The organism is Wolbachia endosymbiont (group A) of Cydia strobilella (assembly GCF_964026745.1).
GTDB lineage: Bacteria > Pseudomonadota > Alphaproteobacteria > Rickettsiales > Anaplasmataceae > Wolbachia > Wolbachia pipientis.
This window is the reverse complement of record NZ_OZ034694.1, coordinates 83,146-104,381: the sequence shown is the minus strand read 5'-3', so window position 1 is coordinate 104,381 and position 21,236 is coordinate 83,146. Positions and strand designations below refer to the sequence as shown.

Here is a 21,236-nt window from a genome sequence, read left to right as displayed (position 1 = left end):
GACACCTAGATGAACATCTTTGTACTAGATGAAAACCCAGTAATTGCAGCACAAATGTTGTGTGATAAGCATATAGTAAAAATGCCATTAGAAACTGCTCAGTTATTAAGTAATGTTTTTTCAATAGCATTAAAAGCGCCAAATCCTTTTGTCAGTACCACAGATCAGAATATAGCAGTTCCATATAAACTCACTCACAGCAATCATCCTTGTTCTTTGTGGGCTAGGCAATCGAAAGGGAACTTTTGTTGGTTGATAGAGTACGGAAAAGAATTATGTAAAGAGTACACTTGGCGATACAAAAGAAAGCATAAATCAGAAGAAGTAATAGATTGGTGTGATAGTAATAAGGATTTACTCATTTTTCGATCAACTGATATGCAAGCTTTTATACAAGCACTGCCCGATCGGTATAAATGTACTAATCCTGTAAAAGCTTATAGGGAGTATTACCTACAGGAAAAGATGAGATTCGCTAAGTGGGAAAATGGAAGAGAAGCACCAGGTTGGATAGTAGGAAATCCTGCTACACATTTTTTCCACATCTTTTCTTGATAAGGACACAAGGTTTACGATACCCAAGGGCTAGCAGCAGTAATACGCACACGTGCAAGATTATTGGGTATATAATGATAGGGAATAATTTCTTCATATACAATGCGAATTGAACTAGGATTCACTTTATATAGCAGTGATATTTCACCCTTAGCTTCGTTTCTTATATTTTTCAACACATTTTCTCTATCAGTTAAAGAAACTACAGTATCCTTTGTTACCGAAACCTCTGCAAAAGCAGCTCCATAAGCATTTGCAACTTCAGCATATTCAGGAATGAACGCATATTTTGGTAAAAACGGTGATGCAAGCAACATAGCGCCACCACCTACAATGATAAAAGGAAGGTCAGCATGCGGTCCAGAAATTTTCTGATAAAGTTTTTCAAGCTTCAATACTATTTCGCTCATAATACGCTTTGCACACATAGCTTCCTGTTTAGTAAACTTAACAGAAGAAAAATTAACATGCCCTAAAGCTTGTGCCATATCAGTGAGAGTTATCTTGCTGCCTCCCCATAGTTTTGCATGTTGCTTTATTAGATATCCTGCACTTTCAGGTCCTATATTAACTTTATCATCTTTTGCTTCTATATAACTGCCACCTCCTAATGCAATAGACAAAATATCAGGCATAGCACAATTGAGTGTAATACCACCAATAGAAGAATTATAAAGCGAACGCCGCGGAAAATTGTTTAGCACTATACCTACGTCTGTTGATGTTCCTCCAATATCTGCAACTACACATTCATTTTTACAAGCAAGACGTGCTGCCCCCACAAAAGAATTAGTAGGGCCTGATGAAATAGTCAATATAGGGTACTGCAGTGCTTCTTCTAAAGTAATAATAGTACCGTTATTCTGAGTAATAAACAAAGGACATGTTAACCCGAAAATGCTTAATATATTTTGCAAATCTTTAAACCCTGCATTCATCGCTTTTATAAGAGCAGTATTAAGTATAGCTGAATTCTCTCTTTCGATATAACCAACTCCACCAATCTTATGTGATAACGTAAATGGAAAAGCTTTCCCTAAAATTTCTTTGATCTCATTTCCTACTATGTTCTCTTGTTCACAATATAGAGGAGAAAACACTCCCACTACTGCAAATCCTTCTGCTCCTTTATTGTGCAACTCGTATATGGCAGAGCGTACTTCAGAAATAGAAAGCTTAGTTATACAACTACCATCACAATCATACCCTCCATTAATAACTTTTTCTCCAATATACAATGTACTACGTGTCTGTGCGTTCCACGAGTATGCAGGTGGAAGTGAAGGTTTATGACCTGCAATGCGAATCACACCTACCTTGTATAGTTCAGATCCTTGCAAAACCGCATTAGTTGCGTGCGTGGTTCCTATAGATACAGCTAAAATTCTCTGTTTATCAAAAGGATGAAGCTCATACAATGTGGATAATACACGTAAAACCCCTTCAGAAATATTTTTCGTAGCAATCACTTTACAAGAAGTAACTATTGTACCATTATCCTTTACAAGTACAGCGTCAATATTTGTGCCACCAACGTCGATTCCTATTCTATAATCCATATCACCTCCTTTTTTCAGAAAGACCAAACACTTCAGGACCTACTATTGCCAGTCCTTCTGGTGTTGTCCATAACGTGGGAGAAGGAAATTTTAGCACTGATACACGTATTCCATATGTTAAAGCTTCAGAAGCTATTGGATATCCAGTATCTTTATCAAGAACAGCAATGATATCTGGTGTTGCAGCAACACAATCGGAACCATCATACACTGCAAGATATTCATTTTGATAAATGATGGTCAACATATTATTACAACCTTCTATAGATACATTTCCTGAAAGAAACGCTCCCTTAATTGACTGATCTATATCTCTTATAATTCCCTCTCCCAACAGCAATGCATGCTTATCGCATAACGCTTTTATAGGACATATTTTTCGTTCTCGTGCTTCCAGTATAATATTACCTAGAAAACATGCATAGGAGATACTGTTTCTACAAATAACTTGCTTTGCTTGTTGACCTGTTATAGGGTAACAGCTCACACCTATGCTTGAACCACATGCCACTGTCACCGCGCGCGCAACCCTTTCGAGGTGGTCACTGCTTTCAATATGCATAATTATAGTGTTACCTAAGCTATCTGCAAAAAATGCAGGACAACAAGAAATGCCATATAAATTAGGTGATACCATATTCAATGATGGAAATGCTCTGCCCATTAAGTCTCCGTCTATAACAGGAATCCCGACTTTACCTGCTGCAAGGAATGGTGTAAAAGCGTTACTTCCTCCTATTTCCGCTGGTATAAGTGCCGTAGGTTCTTTCTTATAATATAACGTAAATACATCGATTAATGAGTGACACTCTTTACTGGGTAATTTTTCTGCAGCTACAAGAGGTGCACCCATAAAACCAATGGGCATAATTAGAGCATCATCTTCCAACTCATCTATATCTGTAATAGCTACCTCGCCATGGAGTTCGATTTTATATTGTGTACTAAGCTTATTATAATAGGTATTACCTCCACCTCCTGAGCCTAATAATCCAGCCCCTAAAGAAAGAGCTTCTATATTATTGAGAGTTAGTTGGTTTATTTTTTTCACAATAGTTCTTATAAATAAACAGAAAAGTGCGTGTGCATAGAACAGCAAAAGATGATACAATTGCTGCATCGGTGTAAATAAAACCAGTTGTTATATCATGCACCTTAAGTAACGAAAGCAAACCATATATAATACCAAATATTGCACAAATGAGATTGGTTTTTTGTGCTGAAGACGTATATTGTATAGGTTGTAATTTATCCAGCACAAAACAGGTTACAATAACAGATCCTTGGCTTCCTATGACAATGGTAATTACATTAAGTAACTCCTCAAATTTTAGTATTATATTAGTACATGAAAGTACTGTACCAACAATCCCTATAATTGTTATGCAGAACGGTAATGAAACTTTGGGTAACAAAAAATTAACGTTTACACCAGCAGAATACAAGTTTAAGTTATTAGTAGTCCAGCATAAAAGAATTATAGACGGAATACACAATAACTTCCACAAATCATTTCCGCTGCTCAATAATACCTCTATAAAACTTGAATCTGGCACACAAAGAGCAAAATAGACTCCTGTGCCTATAACGAAAAAATAACATATGAAAAAGGTAAGTATAACGCTTACATATGCATCGAGATTTGTTCGTGCAAAACGATAGTATGTTGGGATATCGAAAATAGCACCTAAAGATGCTGCAATTATAAGCGGTACGCCTTTTAATGTCATATTAGATGTAAGTATAATATCAGGTAAGGTGTGCTTGTAAAAAAGTTGCAATATTGCGATTATCGTAACTATGATAAGAAAAGGCGTTGCAATATTTGCAAAGCTCTTTAATGCAGTGATACCTCTGCTTACAAGAAGTGTAATAGCGAAACCAATGATACAATTAGTAGCAACGAATACATATGGTAAGTCTTTCATTTTTAATAGAGGAAATTCTATAATAGTGTTCACCATAATGTTTTGTTGAATAGAAAACCAGAACACTAAACACATTATAATACCTAATCCATATAGCCATGTACCGTGAACACCAAAATAGTGTAATACTTGTTCTATGGTATTGCATGGTCTTCTTACTGACAATACAGCAAAACACAACCCCAACATTGTCAGTATAAGATTTGCTATAATTATAGAAATTAAGCTAGAAGTAACACCATATTTGGTAGTAAGCATATACCCCAACATGAAAGCAGGTACACAAAAGACTGCACCTGCTTGAATCGCGGTAAGATCTATGTATGTTTGACTAGTATACTTCAACTTATCACCTACAAAACAATCAAAGGAGATTCATTCTTAAGTTAGTTAGTCCTCTTTGAGCTTTTGAAGTCTCAGTTTCGTCAACTTTAGTACTAGGACCTGCTCCAGTATCAGCATGCAACTGGCGAAGGACTTCCTTGGCTTTTTCAGTGGCCTTATCAACCTTTATATCCTCCTCCATGTTAACTTTGGCATCAGGAGCTAAGCTCTTTTGATACTCACGTTCCCTTGAATAGTTTGATAAACATATATGATGTATAGCAAAAAGAGCATTTTCACTTCTCCGCGTTACTTTGGCTAAATTTCCAACCTTAACATGATGTGAATAGCGTGTATCTTTTATACCAAATCTCCTCGCAAAATTAACATGCATATTATTATAACCAAGGAAATCTTTATCTATTGAATGAAAGTCATCTACTAATGGATCTTGTAATTCTACTGAGCCATCTGGGCACTTCTCATATAAGCTTTCTACGTACTTTCTAAGTTTTTCCTCATCTTTAGATGGTTTATCTTCTTCAGGAAGTTTAGTGCATAGTGGTAATTGAATATGACCTGCAGGATGGAGCATAAGAATATTTCTGATATCACAATCTTCTGTTAGAAATTTCTTTGACGGTACTTGTGTACCATCGGCATACTCCTTATATTCTTTAGAACATTCTCCATTAATCAAGCTAAAACAAAAAAAAGCAAGAGTTGGTTGTACTTTTTCATTTTCATCAACATCTTCCTCCTTTTTATAATAAAACGTTTTTTTATTTTCTGCTTGGAACTTGTAAAAAAGCACATCTTTACTATCTATACTAAGCTGATCATTTACTCTATTAATTCTCACTAACGAAATAATGATTGGCAGCCCTTTTTGTTCCATACAGCTGATTACTGCATAGACACTAATGTAACAAGGTAATACCTTGAGGGTAATATTATGTTTTGAATACAGTAGAACACCTTTACATGTGCCCAATATTTTCTGAACTCTTTCATTTGCAATATTTTTTATATATTCTACAGAATGTAAGTTAATTTCGCTTTTCATTTTGGCAATGAGTTCTTCCTCCTTATCTTTACCAAGAGAAACACCACCAAAATTATCTATCGATTCTTCCAAAACTGCAATACCAAGTTTATCTTTTTTTCTATATTTTAACAAACTGAGCAGAATTACAGGTAAAAATAGATCTTTTTCTTTCTTTGTTAAGTTTTTGTCTTCATCACGAGAAAGCTTACCTTCTTTGCAGAACTTAGGCAACATAGAAAGAATAAATAAGGGACGAATTTGACATAGGCTATCTGATACAAGAGGATCTAGTAACTCAAAGATATCTTCACCTTTGTCACATTTGTCACATATGAGTTCTTCGCAACGAGCCAAGATTTCATTAAGATCTTTTTTTTCTGCTTTGGGTTTCTCTGATGTATTGGATGAAACGCCGTAAATTTTTTCTCTAGAAACTGGCATATCATCCTCTATGTCCTTTTCGATGTTACTAAGAAGTGGTACAAAATGGTTGCTGTAATTCACTATATAAACAACATTATCACCTGTGCCTACTTCATCTGTAGTAATATGTAATCCATCTACCGATTTCTCATGCAATTCTATAACTTTAATTTTCACATTATATTTCTCACATATTATTTTTCCTTCAATTTCGTTTCTTCCACATACAGCATCTTCTAACTCTAGTTTTCTCATTAATGAATTAAGGCTTAAATCTTTAACATCTTTTACAGTAAATTCAATACGTGAAACATATCTTATAATGTTATCATCTTCTTTTTTTAAAGCTTTATTCAACCATGAACTGCTCTTTGATTGTTTTGCATATTGTTTACAACTTTTCCGTAAAGACTTTACGTTAAACTCCTCACTACTTGTAATCAGACCATTACTTTTTAGTTCATTCAATCCTTGAGCAACAGAATCAAAAAAGCAATCTCCTGCACCTACAGCAGCCCCTATTTTATAGTTCCCAGGAAACTCCTTTTTTAGCTTACTTAAAAGTTCCTCGAGTTCTTTTCGCTTCTCACCTTTTGCCTTTTTTATCTGACAAAAAACGGAAATAGGCTCTCTACTAACACCTGACCCTTTACCCACTGCTAACATATTAACTCACTAAACCAAGCTACCTGCTTGATAGCAGAAAAAATAAGCAAAGTAAATTATTTTTTTATGATAAATAACAATATTTTTCAATAGATATATATTTCCATATTTTTTATTATTAAATTAATAATATGGTTCTACTTTTTGCCTAATTAACAAACAAGCGTGAGAAGAGTTTTTCTTGGAATCCGTTGGTCTACCGCTAGATCTGTGCGAACTTTTATTTATAATGATTTTACTATACCGCAAAACCAGCTATACTAGCCTACTTTCGCCACATTTAGATATGAACCAATTTACTTAGCTTCGTTACAATAATTTTGCGCTTTTATTTTCACAACCCTATTTTTACGCAACGTGTTCTCACAAATATACGTACTATTTTTATATTTTTTGAAAAAGTAAATATTTAATTTTTTTGCGATGCTAATAAACTTGTGTTTTTATAAAAAGTAATTTTTTGATACCCTCTATGGTAGAAAGGCTATATAAAATAATATTTACAAATTCAAACCTTTCACACTATAGAAACTCCAAAACTCTTATATCCGCCAAGAAGGACCTGCAACTGGTTCATTAGTTACGTTGTTAAATGCAGAGCTTGGCGCTTGCGTTTGTGCTGAACCTGACATTTGCAGTTGCATCACTATTTCTTCAACTGCTTTCTGTTCCTCTCTTAATACTTTTCTTTCCTCCTCAGCAGCAGCTCTTGCCTGTTTTATTTCTGCAATTACATGAGACCTCAATTCGTTGATAGCCACATCATCAAATTTTAAGTTATCTTTTGCAGATTCATTTTCCTTATCCTTACGCTGAGTAAAGTTTTTGTTTGCTCTATTAAATTCATCATTTAATTTCGACAACTTATCAAATTCTTCCTTACCAATAGATTGTTTACTCTTTAACTCTTCTTTGAGGCTTCTGTATTCACTGCAAATACCCTTAAGTTTTTCTTTATAGTCTGTATTTAGCACCAGGAAAGTATATTGTTGTTCTAAGAATTCTTCTATAGCCTGATTATGTCTGATCCTCTTTCCAGGTATATTAAATAAATCTTCTGCTTCACCATACATTAAACGAACAGCTTTTACTCTTGCCCGCACTTCTTCTACTTCTTGTCTTACTTTGTCTCTAGCTTGTATCGCTTTTTCGAGGCGTATTTTGGCTTCTTTTACCTCTCCCTTAAAAAACTTAGCCTTTTCTTTTCCATCCTTTAGCTCTACACCAACTTCCGTCTCATTTTGCATCTTAAATTTCTCTTTCAGGCTTTCTGCTTTTTTTTCTAATTCCTTTTCATCTTCTTGATGCTTTATGCCTAAAAAATTATTCGATGCTTTCCTTTCTTTCATTAATTCATCATATCCATTACATAGATCCTGGTATGCTATTATATAGTCATGTTCCGTCTCCTTTGACTTTCTTTCTTTAAATTCTTTATAAGGTTTTTTGAAATCACCACAAAAACCTATTGCTAATGGTAATGCAAAAGACAACGGTACTGCCATAATTGGTAACTTGAATATTAACCCTGCAATACCAGCTATTGCAGCTACAGTATAACCTCCTATTTCCAGTTTGTGTTTATTTGCTTCTCTGAGCAATATTTTACCCTGTGTTTCCTCAACCTTAAAAAGGAAATTTTCCATATCCTCTTCTTCCCTTTCATATATTTCCAACCTTCTTTCCAAATTTTCTATACGTTTTGTATTCTTATATTTTATAAACTTATCCTCTGATGAATTTATTGTTTCCTTACATCTTTCTATCTCTTTACTAAAACTATCTTTAAGGTATTTATAGCATTTCCTTAGTTCCTTAAGCTGCAATTTTAATTGCTCTAATAAATCTTTTTGTTTATCCTCTACATCTTTTTTTTCCTTCTTTAATTCCTGATTTTCATTATTTCTTAGCAATTCTTTCTGTATTTCTATTAGTCTTCTGAAGTTTTCCAATATTTTGTCCTTGATATCTCCAGCTGACTCTATATGCTTAGCATATATTCCAAGTGCATCCCTACAAAAAAGTGTTAAAGGTTGTTCCCTTGATAACACATGCTCAGCAACACTTTCTTCTGTTATATCTTCTAACTTCCAACCTAAAAACTCCTTTAAATCACAAAATACTGCTCCGAAGTAGTAATTTTCGTATATTTCTATTATTGTACTCACTGCTTTACATACGTCATTTTCTTTTTCGAAAATCTCCCTACTTTTTTCATGGCTACTTTTGTCTGTATGGCTCTTTAGGAAAAACTTTTTTATTGCCTTAGACAAATCCTCTATGTCATCTGTGCAATGCAAAAGGCACGTCTTTCTTAAACCTTCTTCCAAAGTATCACTGCCCTTTAGGTCTTTTAGTCTACTATGAATAATATCTATCATCTCCTCTTTGTTTCCTTCCCCAGGCACAACTTTCCACAATAGGCTTTTTGTAAAAGCAAACAGATTCCTATACTCTTCCTTCTTTCTCTCATATGGCTTTATTTCATAGGAGTAACGTAATTCTGCAATATCATCTTTGAAATTTTCATTACTTCCATTTCTCACAGATTCCACATATCTTAAAAACTCTTCAGCTATTTTTCTCTCGAAAAAGGCGTTCTTGTACTCTTTTTCCACACCTTTTTTATACTTTTCAAACTCACCTTCCTTCATACTCACCAAGTGCTCAACGTGATATTCAAATTCAGCACAATCTACTATTCCTGCAATTGATTGTATGTATCCATTTTTATAATTACTTGCTGATGTTTGTGAAAGCATAACTTTAACCTCATGATAAATTTCAGTATAATAATTAATACGTTTTGCAAAGTGCAAAAACGAGTGCAAAACATACCCTGAAAGAAAGGATAAGCTAAGCAACCCTAACATTCTATATCTCTCATACAAAGAACAAGCAACTGCTCCTGTTAAAAGCAGCACTACAATCACTTGCCCTTGAGAGAACTTTCTGCCTTTCGCACTTTCAGCCACCGATGGCATCCACCACACTATCTTTAGCTTGCCAAACTCATCAAATAACTGATTTACTTCTTCATGGCTTTTTGGCTCTTGCCACTTTAACCTCTCATACAGAGCATCTTTTAACCTTTCACGCTCCAAAAACTTTATAAACTCCTTTGTTCTCATATCTGCCAAGAAGGTCCTGCAACTGGTTCGAGGCTTACGTTGTCAAATGAAGAACTTACTGAATTTGACATTTGCAGTTGTTTTACTATCTCTTCTACCTCAGTTTTTTCTTTTTCTGACACTGTTCTCTCTTGTTCCGCAACTACCCTTGCCAGTTTTATTTCCTCAATTACATGGGATCTTAATTCATTAATAGCCTCGTCATCAAATTTTAAGTTATCTTTTGCAGATTCATTTTCCTTATCCTTACGCTGAATAAAGTTTTTGTTTGCTCTATTAAATTCATCAGCTAATTCTGACAATTTATCAAATTCTTCCTTACCGATAGATTGTTTACTCTTTAACTCTTCTTTGAGGCTTCTGTATTCACTGCAAATACCCTTAAGTTTTTCTTTATAGTCTGTATTTAGCACCAGGAAAGTATATTGTTGTTCTAAGAATTCTTCTATAGCCTGATTATGTCTGATCCTCTTTCCAGGTATATTAAATAAATCTTCTGCTTCACCATACATTAAACGAACAGCTTTTACTCTTGCCTGTACTTCCTCTATTTCTTGCCCGTCTTTTTCTTTGTCCTGTTTTGCTTTTCGTGCTATTGTGTTTAATAAACTTGCTTGTTTACTACACTCAGTTGAAAGTATCTTGATTGTTTCACGCTCTTTATCCTTTATATCCTGCTCTTTTAAGCTTTGTATGTAATCTCTTCTATTTTCTATAATTTCTTTTGCAAACTTTTCAAATGTTATTCCTTCTATCTTATTTATTGCATCAAGCTCAAATTCAAAATCTGCGATTAATAACGCAATAAGCTTTGCATCATCCTTCCATTTTTTTTCTTTAAATATTACGTCCTTCTGTCCTTTTACTTTAATTTCTGAAATAAGCTTTTTAAGCTTTGAAATGTTTACCCACTTCTCCTTGCCCTTATTTATTTCTTCTTTTTCCTGCCTTATTTCTTTTAAGATGGTATTATTGGTCCCTAACAAGATATTTTCTTGTAACAACTCTTCAAGTAAGTTAATTGCTTGATTTAAATCCTTAATATCGTCCCTACTGATTACAAGATCACTTTTCTCTTTCAAAAGCTTATAATATCCTTGGGAACCAGCTAAGCTAAGCACCAAAATACCAGCAAAAACACCAATAGCTATTGGGCCACTAAAGAGGGCAAAAGAATAACCAATAGCTGCTGCCCCACCACCAACACCTACACCACCTATGGAGCAATTACGTATTAATTTCTTATGCTCTTTTGCTTCTAAATGTTGTGTTACTTGTTCCATCCCTGTTTGTTTTGCATCTTTGACTCTTTCTAATTTACCTTCAGATATTTTTTTCCTGTAATCAATAGCAATATCACTTGATTTTTTTGGAAAGGAATCTTCAGGAAATAGTTCACTTAATTCCTCTAAACTAACAACCTTACAGAATTCTATAATTTTTTCATCTTCACTCAGTTTACGTGTATGAGGTTGCGTTACGGTGAATCCGGTTATTTCCCAATCTCCATCTTTTGTTTTCCTATATTTTGTTCCAATTACTGGCATTTCTCTGTATAAACGTGCAATTTCTTCCACCGCTACTGTTTCCAATAACTCACCACCTAGTCCTGTAGTAACACCAGACTTATTAATGTTAGCTCCATTACATATCAAGAGTAATGCCATATCTTTTTTGTCTTTTTCTATAGTTTTAAGCAATATAGTATCTAAAATGTCTTGTTCTGCCTCTATTACATTGTGTGGTTCTATTAATTGAATGGTTAGTGTTAATGCTAACCTGTGATACTCTCTTTTCTTCAATACTTCAACAAGGATTTTTTCTATAAATCTATCCTCATTTTCTACCCACTTAGATAGTGTATGTTTCACAGATTCTAGATGATTGCTCTGTAAATCTAATAAATGATCTCCTGTGTTAGAGAGTTTTAAGATACTTTTACTTAATTCTTGTGATAGTATTGTTAAAAAATTTCTAACCTTTAATTCGTTACTTTCATCTTTTTTCCAATCTTCAGTTGCTTTTAATGATAATTCCTCTAAAGTTTCTTTTGCTTCGTTAACAAGAGTCTCTATAGCCTTAATCTCATCAATTACAACTTTGCTTACCCTTTCTTTATTACTCCTTAACTCACTTGGCGCACTTTGCATTGCACTAACAAATTTTTTAGGATCCAATATAACAGGCTGTGACACCTTTCTAACTTCTTGCTTTAAAGAATTCTTACCCTCGGGATACTCAATGTCAGCCTTCTCAACTTGATATGTTTTCCTCAGTTCCTCTAACTTGTTATCCAGTACCTTATCAAAAATTTGATCAATCAACCAGTTATTTACATTCGTATCTAACTCAGACTTATTATAATTATGCAATACATGTGCTGCATTTTTGTCTGAATCTTCCTTCACTTGCTTTAGCAGTTCATTGTACCAATCTAATAAAATAGTACGATTTTTTACCCCTTTTATGAAATTAGAATACTCATTGATCTCACTTTCATACAATTTATGCTCTTTTGTTACAGATTTTAACTGCCCATTTATTCTATTTACTTTTCCTTTCAAATTTTTAACTACTGCATCTGCCTTCACTAACCCTTTTTCTTGCTCTGGACTTTCGATGACCGTACAACCCATGGTACATAGCCCTGTTATATCCGTATTACGCACATACTCAATAATCTGTCTATCACTACCACAATGTCTGTAGTCTGAAATAGAAGCTGATTCTTTGATTCTGTTATTCCTATCCTGAACAGATTCCAATACCACTTCCTTTAAATCTTCCCTAATACTATCTTTAACTAGCTTAGCTTTATCATTTAATAATTTCCTTAATCCTACACTATCGGGTATTATTTTATCAAAATCTCTATCTTTAAAACTTTTATCTTTGCTGACTAATTCACCCATTATATCTTCATCCATCTCTCGAAATTTTGCATCTAAGACTTTTTTATACTCCTCAAGGCAAAACTCTTTCAGCTTAGAGGTTGTCCGGAAACTAGTAAATTCAAGCATATTCCCTCTTTAACATAACCCTACTCATAGCTAGGTATATGAAATTCTCAGTGGATGTTGTGAGTAAATCATACTCCTTCGATAGCCTTCTATTCCTATTAACCCAAGCAAAAGTCCTTTCTACAACCCATCTTCTTGGCTGTACTTTAAACCCTTGTTCTCTTGTTGGTAGTAGCTCAGGTGGCGTATCTTTGTGCACCCAAAATCTACATGGAGGCCTTTTAACAATTTCAATATCTATGTCATATTCTTCCTTTATGTGATTCTTTAAATTTCTTCCTTGGTATCCCATGTCAGCCCACATTTTTTTAACTTTAGTATATTTTGTTCTCATATTGTTTAATGCTATTTTAATACCATCTCTATCATTTTCGTTAGCAGCACCTACGTAACAACCTAGTATAAAACCCTGAGTGTCTGTAATTATATGCCTTTTTCTACTCTTTACTTTTTTACTTCCATCATAGCCTTTGATCCCCCCTTTTCTGTAGTCTTTACAGATTGACTATCTACTATACAGGCACTCGGCTGCTCATTCCTTCCTATTTTTCTTCTACTATATTTTGTAATTTCATAATTCATTTTCTCAAAAATTCCCTGCTTCTTCCATTGCCTGAACTGCTCATACACAGTCTTCCATAGCGGAAAATCATTTGGTAAATACCGCCATTGACACCCTGTACGCAATACATAGAAAATTGCTTCTAATATTTCTCTTTTGCTATACTTTGGCGGCCTTCCTCCTTTCTTGTATGATACTCTGAAGTGTTTTTCTATTCTTGCCCATTCCCTTTCGCTTAGATCTGTTGGATACTTTTTTCTCATCTTTACCCCGTACTAAAATTTCAGATATTATAGCCTTTTACTTGTTTCCGGACAACCTCTTAAGAAATCTTACACTGTCTCCGAATAAACACATCCTCTTATCTTTCCCTAATCTGTAAAGTTATTTTGTCTATCAATCTGATTCCAAAACAGCAAAATTATTGTATAATGTTACTTTGAAGTTTTATTTTCAATGCACAAGTTTGCAATACTTTTTTCTATACTGCTTGCAATAGTTGCTTACTACCTAAACAATGAAATCATATTTGAAATAGCAAAGCTATTTAGTGATATCTTTATCAGCTTGCTCAAATTAATAAGCTTACCTCTGGTTTTTTTATCCATAGTTTCCACAATTTCCGGGCTCAAAGACTCAATTGAAATCAAAGTCTTAGTTAAGAAAACACTATTTTATACTCTGCTTACAACTATTATAGCTGCGTTTGTTGCATTATCGTTTTATTTGTTAATAGATCCAGCAAGAAAAAATTTCATAAGTAATACAATAGGGAGTATTAACAGCAATAACCACAGTTATTTTTCATATTTAAAATCACTCATTCCTTCTAATTTTGTGCAAGTTTTTCTTGAAAATAATATGATTGGTAGCATATTAATCGCTTTTTTGATGGGTGGAGCTATTGTTTCACTTTCAAAAGAAAAGCAGGATATATTATATCAAGTATTCTCTGCACTTTTTGATACGCTACTTAAAATTGCTCAAGGGTTATTAAAATTTATTCCGCTTGCTGTTTGGTCTTTTATTACATGTTTTTTGCATGAATTAAAAGGCGGTAGTGAGTTCTACAATCTTTTATGGTATTTTGTTTGCATAATGTCTGCAAATTTTGTGCAGGCATTTCTGATTTTACCGCTATTTATGTGGTATAAAGGCATATCACCAATTCAAACGCTGAAAGGGGTTATGCCAGCACTCACACTTGCGTTTTTTTCTAAATCATCCAGTGCAACATTGCCAACAACTATAGAATGTGTGCAGAACAAGCTAAAGGTGCCAAAGAAATTATCGTCTTTTATTTTACCAATATGCACAACAATTAACATGAATGCATGTGCTGCATTTATACTAATCACTGTAATGTTTGTTGCAGAAATGAACGGATACGTATTTTCCTTAAGCGAAATGTTGATATGGATTTTTTTAGCTACAGGGGCTGCAATTGGTAACGCTGGAGTGCCGATGGGGTGCTATTTTATGGCAACCAGTTATCTCATGTCGATGAATGTTCCTCTGCATATTATGGGACTGATTTTGCCTATTTATACAATCATCGATATGTTTGAAACTGCAATAAATGTGTGGTCTGATGTTTGTATCACTCAGATAATTAATAAAGAATGTAATAGTGAAACTTAAAAAATGATATTAGACGAAAATAACCTAATAATAAAAGAATTTAAAGAAGCAGAAGCAATTTTGCATGGGCATTTTGTTTTATCATCCGGGCTGCATAGTGACACATACATACAGTGTGCGAAGATTTTTGAAAATCCAAGCAGAGCCATGAAAGTTTGCGCATTATTAGCAGATAAAATAAAAAAAGAATTAAATAGCTCCATAGATTTAATATTATCTCCTGCAATTGGTGGAATAATTGTGGGTTATGAGATTGGCAGGCAGCTTGGAATAAAGACAATGTTTTGCGAGCGCGTTAATGGTAAGTTTGAATTACGCCGTGGATTTAAGATCAAAAAGGGTGAGAAAATATTGCTCATTGAAGATGTAATAACCACAGGTAAATCTTCACTTGAAGCAGTGGAATGTGCAGAAGGGGAAGGAGGTAAAGTTGTTGCTGAAGCTTCTTTGATAAAGAGAAATAGTGAAACGAAACTGCCTTTTCCTGTCATATCTTTGATTGAACTGAACATCAAAAACTACAGCGAGGAAGAACTTCCAAGTGAATTAAAACAACTACCCATAACAAAACCTGGGAGTAGGGAATATTTAACAAAGTAATCCTATAATATCTTGGAAACACAGCATTTATACACAGCTTTAGTTATTTACTCCAAGTGTATTTTATGTATACTTATTACTAAATTAATTTTGAAATGATAGAAAATGAACGAATTTAAATCGATCCGAAATATAGCAATAATCGCACACGTTGACCACGGTAAAACTACTTTACTTGATAACATGTTAAAACAAAGTGGCACATTCCGCGAGAATCAAGAAGTTCAAGAACGAGTGATGGATAGTGGTGATCAAGAGCGTGAACGCGGAATTACAATACTTGCAAAATGTACATCAATAATGTGGGGCGATGAAAAGATCAATATTATTGACACGCCAGGGCACGCGGACTTTGGTGGGGAAGTGGAAAGGGTATTGTGCATGGCAGATGGTGTGTTGCTGCTGGTTGACGCTGCAGAAGGTCCCATGCCACAAACAAAATTTGTGCTCTCAAAAGCACTAAAAGCAAATTTGAAGCCAATTGTGATAATCAATAAGGTCGACCGACCAGATAGCAGAATTGATGAAGTATTAAATGAAATATATGAGTTATTTTTTAACCTTGATGCAACCAACGAGCAGCTAGATTTTCCAGTGTTGTATGCTTCAGGTAGAAATGGCTGGTGTGCTAAGGAGCTTTCTGATGAAAGAAAAGATTTAAGCCCATTATTTTCAACGGTTATAGATTATATAAAACCTTCTGTTTATAATCAAAATGCACCTTTTGCTATGTTGGTCACTCTACTTGAGTCTGATAAGTTTCTTGGCAGAATATTGACAGGAAAGGTTTATCAGGGCATTGCAAAAGTCAATTCAGATCTTAAGGTGCTTGACCTCGATGGCAAAGTAATTGAACGAGGAAGATTAACTAAGTTGCTCTCATTTTCTGGCTTGAAACGCATTCCAGTAGAACAAGCTGTGGCGGGAGACATAATTGCAATTGCAGGACTTGAGGAAGCTTCGGTTTCAGATACTATAGCAGCACCAGAAGTTACAACTGCAGTAAGCTCAACTCCAGTTGATCCGCCAACAATGGCGATTACTCTGAGCGTTAATGATTCACCTTTTGCTGGGCAAGAAGGTACAAAGCTTACTTCAACTGCTATAAAGGATCGTTTATATGCGGAAGCAGAAACAAATGTTGCAATTACTGTAACTTTGGCACCAAGCGGTGAAGCATTTGAAGTAGGTGGGCGTGGTGAGTTACAGCTTGGAGTGTTAATTGAAAATATGAGGAGAGAAGGTTTTGAGCTTTCGGTATCACGCCCTCGCGTGTTATTTAAAGAAGAAGGCGGTAAAAAACTTGAACCTATAGAGGAAGTAGTAATTGATGTAGATGATGAATATAGTGGAATCATCATGGAAAAACTCAGCTTCCGTAAAGGTGAAGTAACTGACATGAGACCTTCTGGTAATGGCAGGACAAGATTAACGTTTTTAGTGCCATCAAGAGGATTAATCGGTTATCAAGGAGAGTTTTTAACTGATTCTCGTGGCACAGGCATAATTAACCGTTTATTTCACAGTTATGCTCCACATAGAGGTCCAATTTCTGGAAGGCGCAATGGAGTTTTAATTTCTACAGATAAGGGTGAGGCTGTGGCATATGCAATTTTCAATTTGCAAGACAGGGGAATTATGTTTATTAAGCCACAGGATAAGGTATATTGTGGCATGGTTGTCGGCCAGCATAGCCGTGACAATGATTTGGAGATAAATGTGTTAAAGGGTAAGCAATTAACAAACGTAAGAGCTTCAGGTAGTGATGAAGCTATAAAGCTCACTCCACCAAAGATAATGACACTGGAGGATATGATAGCGTATATAGATGATGATGAATTGGTGGAAGTAACTCCAAAATCTATACGTTTACGCAAGAAATTCCTTGATCCAAATGAACGTAAGCGTGCAGGAAGGGCAAAGAATAAGGAGTAATCAGAGGTTGAACATTTGCGAAAAATAGTGTATAATTATTCGTCTCCTAATTGTATTTAATTATGGCCTTTTCGAAATTTCTCGATCCAAAAAACAATTTCGCGTTCAAGAGAATATTTGGCACTGAGAAAAATAAAGATATTCTCATTCACTTTCTCAATGATATATTGGGCTTCGCTGGCAAAGATGAAATAGAAGAAATAGAATTTCTCAGCACTATCATGGATGCTGAGATTGCCTCTAAAAAACAAAGTATTGTTGATGTTTTCTGTACTGATTCTGCTGGAACCCAGCTAATTATTGAAATGGTGCGACCTGAAAGTCTTCGGTCATATTGTTTAAAAGGAGAGGAATTCCTTCAGAAAGAAACTAAAAGAGTTCTAAAACTTATTAAACCAGATGTTTTGCCATCTGAGTCTATGCATCAGTGCGAATCGGGTAACCGGTTGGTGCCAAGCGATGCGGACAATGAACCTCCTCTTGAAAAAGAAGATGCTCAATCGTGAAAGGAGCATAAACTACAAGCATCATGTGGTTGAAGAGCTAGGCTTAGTGGTATGGTGAACGTAAGTGAAGCTTCATAAGTATCGTAACGATTAAAGAGCTAAAGATGCTGATAAGCTCCGACCAAAAGGTAATGTGACATTTTTCATTTCTGGATGTACGCAAATCACCGGTATAGAGAAGTCACCTAACCCACTGTTGTATGACAGAAGGAACAGGGTAAGCCTGTATTTCCGCCTATATGGCAAGCAAACCGCAAGGAACGCTGATGAAAATGCAGGTAAAGGATAATGGAGAAAGCGAATGCCATTTTGTAACGAAATGTATAGAATTTGTAACATTAATTCGCGTGAAAACGAGCAGATTTCCATTTGGTCCCTCGTGACAAGAAACTTTGTTAACCACTTGAGGTAGAGAAGCAGATGACCTTACCCACAGAAATGATGAAGAAATTAGGAATATTTTTTACAAAAAGGACAATACTAACAAAAGAACTTTATTCTATTTAAAATATAAAGTTACAATAAATTTTCCTGTCATCTCCAAATAAATTACATTAACTTAGTATTGTATATTGTTAATAACTTAAATAATACAACCATTTTCAGCAACAAAAACCAAAGGTCTTGAGATACAAGATATTTGTATGGTTACTATGATAGTTCCTTTTTTAAGAAAGTTTTAAATTTCATACCTAACAATAAACAACTTTAGGTTTAAATTTATGAAATCAGTTGTTATATACATCAGCAAATACGAATTTAACTGGTGTTATGGACTTAAATAAATTTACCGAAAAAGCAAAAAGTCTAATTCAAAGTGCTCAAATGAAAGCGTTGGGAGCTGGGCATCAGATTTTTATGCCTGAGCATTTACTAAAAGTGATGCTTGAAGATGAATCAGGTTTAGTTCAGGATTTGATAAACGCTTGTGGTGGAAGTGTGCAAAGTATTTCTGATGCTGTGGATAGCGCAATAAAAAAGTTGCCAGTAATTGAAGGTCCAGGAAGTGGTGGCCTTCAACTTTCAAGAGAAATAGCAAAAGTTTTTGAAGATTCAATTGGTATTGCAAAGAGAAATAAAGATTCATTTGTTGCTGTCGAGCGTTTACTGCAGGGCCTCACTGCACAAAAAGATGATACTGTAGGCAAAATTCTGGCAGAGAATGGTGTGACTCCACAAAAACTGAACTCAGTTGTTGCAGAAATGAGAAAGGGCAGCAGTGCGGACTCGCCAAACAGTGAGGAAAAATTAAACGCGGCAAAGAAATATACAAAAGATGTTACAGAACTTGCTATGCAAGGAAAGCTTGATCCTGTAATTGGTCGTGACGAAGAGATCAGAAGAACTATGCAGGTATCACTGAGGCGGACAAAAAATAATCCAGTGCTGATCGGTGAACCTGGTGTTGGAAAAACTGCAATAGTTGAGGGGCTTGCAAATAGAATTGTTGCAAACGATGTACCACTTGGTTTGCATGATGCAAAAGTCTTAGCCTTGGATCTTGGCGCATTAATTGCTGGGACTAAGTTTAGAGGAGAGTTCGAAGAAAGGTTAAAAGCAGTTATTAATGAGCTTTCGAAAGCGGAGGGAAAAGTTATCTTGTTTATAGATGAGCTTCATACTTTAGTTGGAGCAGGAGCAACAAGTGGTGCAATGGATGCTTCAAATTTGCTAAAGCCTGCTCTTGCGCGTGGAGAAATTCGCTGTATAGGGGCCACAACTTTAGATGAATATCGTCAGCATATAGAAAAAGATCCTGCGCTTGCAAGGCGTTTCCAGCCCGTGTTTATTTCTCAACCAACTGAAACTGATACCATTTCAATACTGAGGGGTTTGAAGGAAAGATATGAGGTGCATCATGGTATAAGAATTACAGACGGTGCAATAATTGCTGCTGCAACGTTGTCCAATAGATATATAACAGATAGGTTTTTACCTGATAAAGCAATTGATTTGATTGATGAAGCAGCAAGCAGGGTGAGAATTGAAATGGATAGCAAGCCTGAAGTTATTGATGAACTTGAGAGAAAGGTTATACAGCTAAAGATTGAAGCAGAGGCTTTAAAAAAAGAAAGTGATGAAAATTCTAAACAGCGTTTAAAAAAGATAAATGAGAAGGTTGAAAACCTAAATAGCAAATTTGCTGACTTGAACAGCAAATGGCAGATGGAAAAGAATAAAATAGCTAGAATACAAGAAACAGCCGAAAAATTAGATAACGCTAGAAAAGAGCTGGAATTGGCTCAGCGGAGTGGAAATTTAGGAAAAGCAGGAGAGCTGATGTATGGTGTGATCCCTCAGCTTGAGAATGAATTAAAAAATCAGGAAAAGGTTACTGATAGTTTCTTAAAGAAAGAAGTGACTGGAGATGATATTGCAAACATTGTTTCAAAGTGGACAGGAATTCCAGTTGATAACATGATGCACAGTGAAAAGGAAAAACTTCTTAACATGGAGAATGAAATAGGAAGAAGAGTAATAGGGCAGAAAGATGCAATAGAAGCGATAAGTAATGCAGTTAGGCGCTCCCGCTCTGGGGTGCAAGATACTAATCGACCTTTTGGTTCATTCTTATTCTTAGGCCCAACCGGGGTTGGTAAAACCGAACTTGCGAAAGCCTTAGCTGAATTTCTGTTTGACGATCAATCAGCGCTTCTGCGTTTTGATATGTCAGAATATATGGAAAAACATTCTGTTTCAAAGCTAATTGGCGCGCCTCCAGGGTATGTTGGCTATGAACAAGGTGGCAGATTAACTGAAGCGGTAAGAAGAAGGCCATATCAGGTTATTCTGTTTGATGAAATCGAGAAAGCAAATCCAGATATATTTAATCTATTGCTGCAAATCTTGGATGAGGGTAGACTCACTGATAGTCATGGTAAATTAATTGATTTTCGCAACACCATACTGATTTTAACTTCTAACCTTGGCGCTGAGATAATGCTAAAAGGGAATGTTGATTCTGTAAGAAATGAAGTGATGCAAATAGTTAAATCAGCATTTCGTCCAGAATTTTTAAACAGGCTGGATGAAATTATTATATTCCACAGTTTAACCAGAGATGACATCTATAAAATTATAGATGTTCAATTTTCTTATTTACAAAAAACACTTGCTAAGCGTAAACTGAGTATAAGTTTGTTGCAGGAAGCTAAAGAACTAATAGCACAAACTGGCTATGACCCTGAATATGGAGCAAGGCCCTTAAAAAGGGTTATACAAGAGTGTATTCAAAATAATTTAGCTAAATTAGTTTTATCAGGGGAAGTAGTAGAAAATGATGAGCTAATAGTGTACGCTCTTGATAATGAAATCTTAGTTAAAAAGGTTTAAGTTCA

12 protein-coding genes and 1 pseudogene are annotated in these 21,236 nt (G+C 35.0%); 6 read left to right on the top strand and 7 right to left on the bottom strand.

What is annotated here, in order from left to right; all coding sequences use genetic code 11:
* Positions 1 to 9: 9 nt before the first annotated feature.
* Positions 10 to 555, top strand: a complete 546-nt coding sequence (locus tag AAGD76_RS00505) for a pyrimidine dimer DNA glycosylase/endonuclease V (protein ID WP_007549769.1) — start codon at positions 10 to 12, stop codon at positions 553 to 555.
* 14 nt (positions 556 to 569) lie between these two features.
* On the opposite strand, the gene AAGD76_RS00500 is transcribed toward AAGD76_RS00505, so the two are convergent.
* From AAGD76_RS00500 to AAGD76_RS00470, 7 genes are all read right to left on the bottom strand, one after another.
* Positions 570 to 2,114 carry a hydantoinase/oxoprolinase family protein gene (locus tag AAGD76_RS00500; RefSeq protein ID WP_341820162.1) on the bottom strand — a complete coding sequence of 515 codons (1,545 nt, stop codon included), beginning with the start codon at positions 2,112 to 2,114 and terminating at the stop codon, positions 570 to 572.
* A gap of 1 nt (position 2,115) precedes the next feature.
* The gene (locus AAGD76_RS00495) at positions 2,116 to 3,165 is read right to left on the bottom strand and encodes a DUF917 domain-containing protein (RefSeq protein ID WP_341820161.1); all 1,050 of its coding nucleotides are present in this window, start codon (positions 3,163 to 3,165) and stop codon (positions 2,116 to 2,118) included.
* Positions 3,134 to 4,387: a cytosine permease gene (locus tag AAGD76_RS00490; protein ID WP_209473061.1), complete on the bottom strand. Its 1,254-nt coding sequence runs from the start codon at positions 4,385 to 4,387 to the stop codon at positions 3,134 to 3,136. Before AAGD76_RS00490 ends, AAGD76_RS00495 begins: the two co-directional genes overlap by 32 nt.
* Positions 4,388 to 4,406: 19 nt before the next feature.
* A complete protein-coding gene (locus tag AAGD76_RS00485; protein ID WP_341820160.1) occupies positions 4,407 to 6,503 on the bottom strand; it encodes a hypothetical protein in 2,097 nt (698 codons plus the stop codon).
* Positions 6,504 to 7,045: 542 nt separating this feature from the next.
* Complete coding sequence (locus AAGD76_RS00480) at positions 7,046 to 9,634, bottom strand: hypothetical protein (RefSeq protein WP_341820159.1); 2,589 nt, start codon at positions 9,632 to 9,634, stop codon at positions 7,046 to 7,048.
* Positions 9,631 to 12,654 (bottom strand): hypothetical protein, encoded by a 3,024-nt coding sequence (locus tag AAGD76_RS00475; RefSeq protein WP_341820158.1) that lies wholly within the window; start codon positions 12,652 to 12,654, stop codon positions 9,631 to 9,633. Before AAGD76_RS00475 ends, AAGD76_RS00480 begins: the two co-directional genes overlap by 4 nt.
* Positions 12,647 to 13,479, bottom strand: a protein-coding gene (locus tag AAGD76_RS00470; RefSeq protein ID WP_341820157.1) for an IS5-like element ISWpi1 family transposase whose coding sequence is annotated in 2 segments (ribosomal slippage) — positions 12,647 to 13,110 and positions 13,110 to 13,479 — 834 coding nt in all. Because the reading frame shifts where the segments join, the coding sequence is not laid out codon by codon here. Before AAGD76_RS00470 ends, AAGD76_RS00475 begins: the two co-directional genes overlap by 8 nt.
* Positions 13,480 to 13,672: 193 nt before the next feature.
* Here AAGD76_RS00470 and AAGD76_RS00465 point away from each other — a divergent pair.
* The 5 genes and pseudogenes from AAGD76_RS00465 to clpB all read left to right on the top strand — a co-directional run bounded on the left by AAGD76_RS00465 (position 13,673) and on the right by clpB (position 21,231).
* Entirely contained in the window at positions 13,673 to 14,857 is a 1,185-nt protein-coding gene (locus AAGD76_RS00465) for a dicarboxylate/amino acid:cation symporter (protein WP_010082165.1), read from the top strand.
* Between the two features lie 3 nt (positions 14,858 to 14,860).
* Positions 14,861 to 15,457 carry an orotate phosphoribosyltransferase gene (pyrE, locus tag AAGD76_RS00460; RefSeq protein WP_006279657.1) on the top strand — a complete coding sequence of 199 codons (597 nt, stop codon included), beginning with the start codon at positions 14,861 to 14,863 and terminating at the stop codon, positions 15,455 to 15,457.
* 105 nt (positions 15,458 to 15,562) lie between these two features.
* Positions 15,563 to 17,392, top strand: a complete 1,830-nt coding sequence (gene typA / locus AAGD76_RS00455; RefSeq protein WP_010962447.1) for a translational GTPase TypA — start codon at positions 15,563 to 15,565, stop codon at positions 17,390 to 17,392.
* A 62-nt stretch (positions 17,393 to 17,454) separates the two neighbouring features.
* Positions 17,455 to 17,700: pseudogene (locus AAGD76_RS00450) on the top strand (PD-(D/E)XK nuclease family transposase); the annotation flags it as partial.
* 969 nt (positions 17,701 to 18,669) lie between these two features.
* The gene (gene clpB, locus AAGD76_RS00445; protein ID WP_209473398.1) at positions 18,670 to 21,231 is read left to right on the top strand and encodes an ATP-dependent chaperone ClpB; all 2,562 of its coding nucleotides are present in this window, start codon (positions 18,670 to 18,672) and stop codon (positions 21,229 to 21,231) included.
* Positions 21,232 to 21,236: the final 5 nt, after the last annotated feature.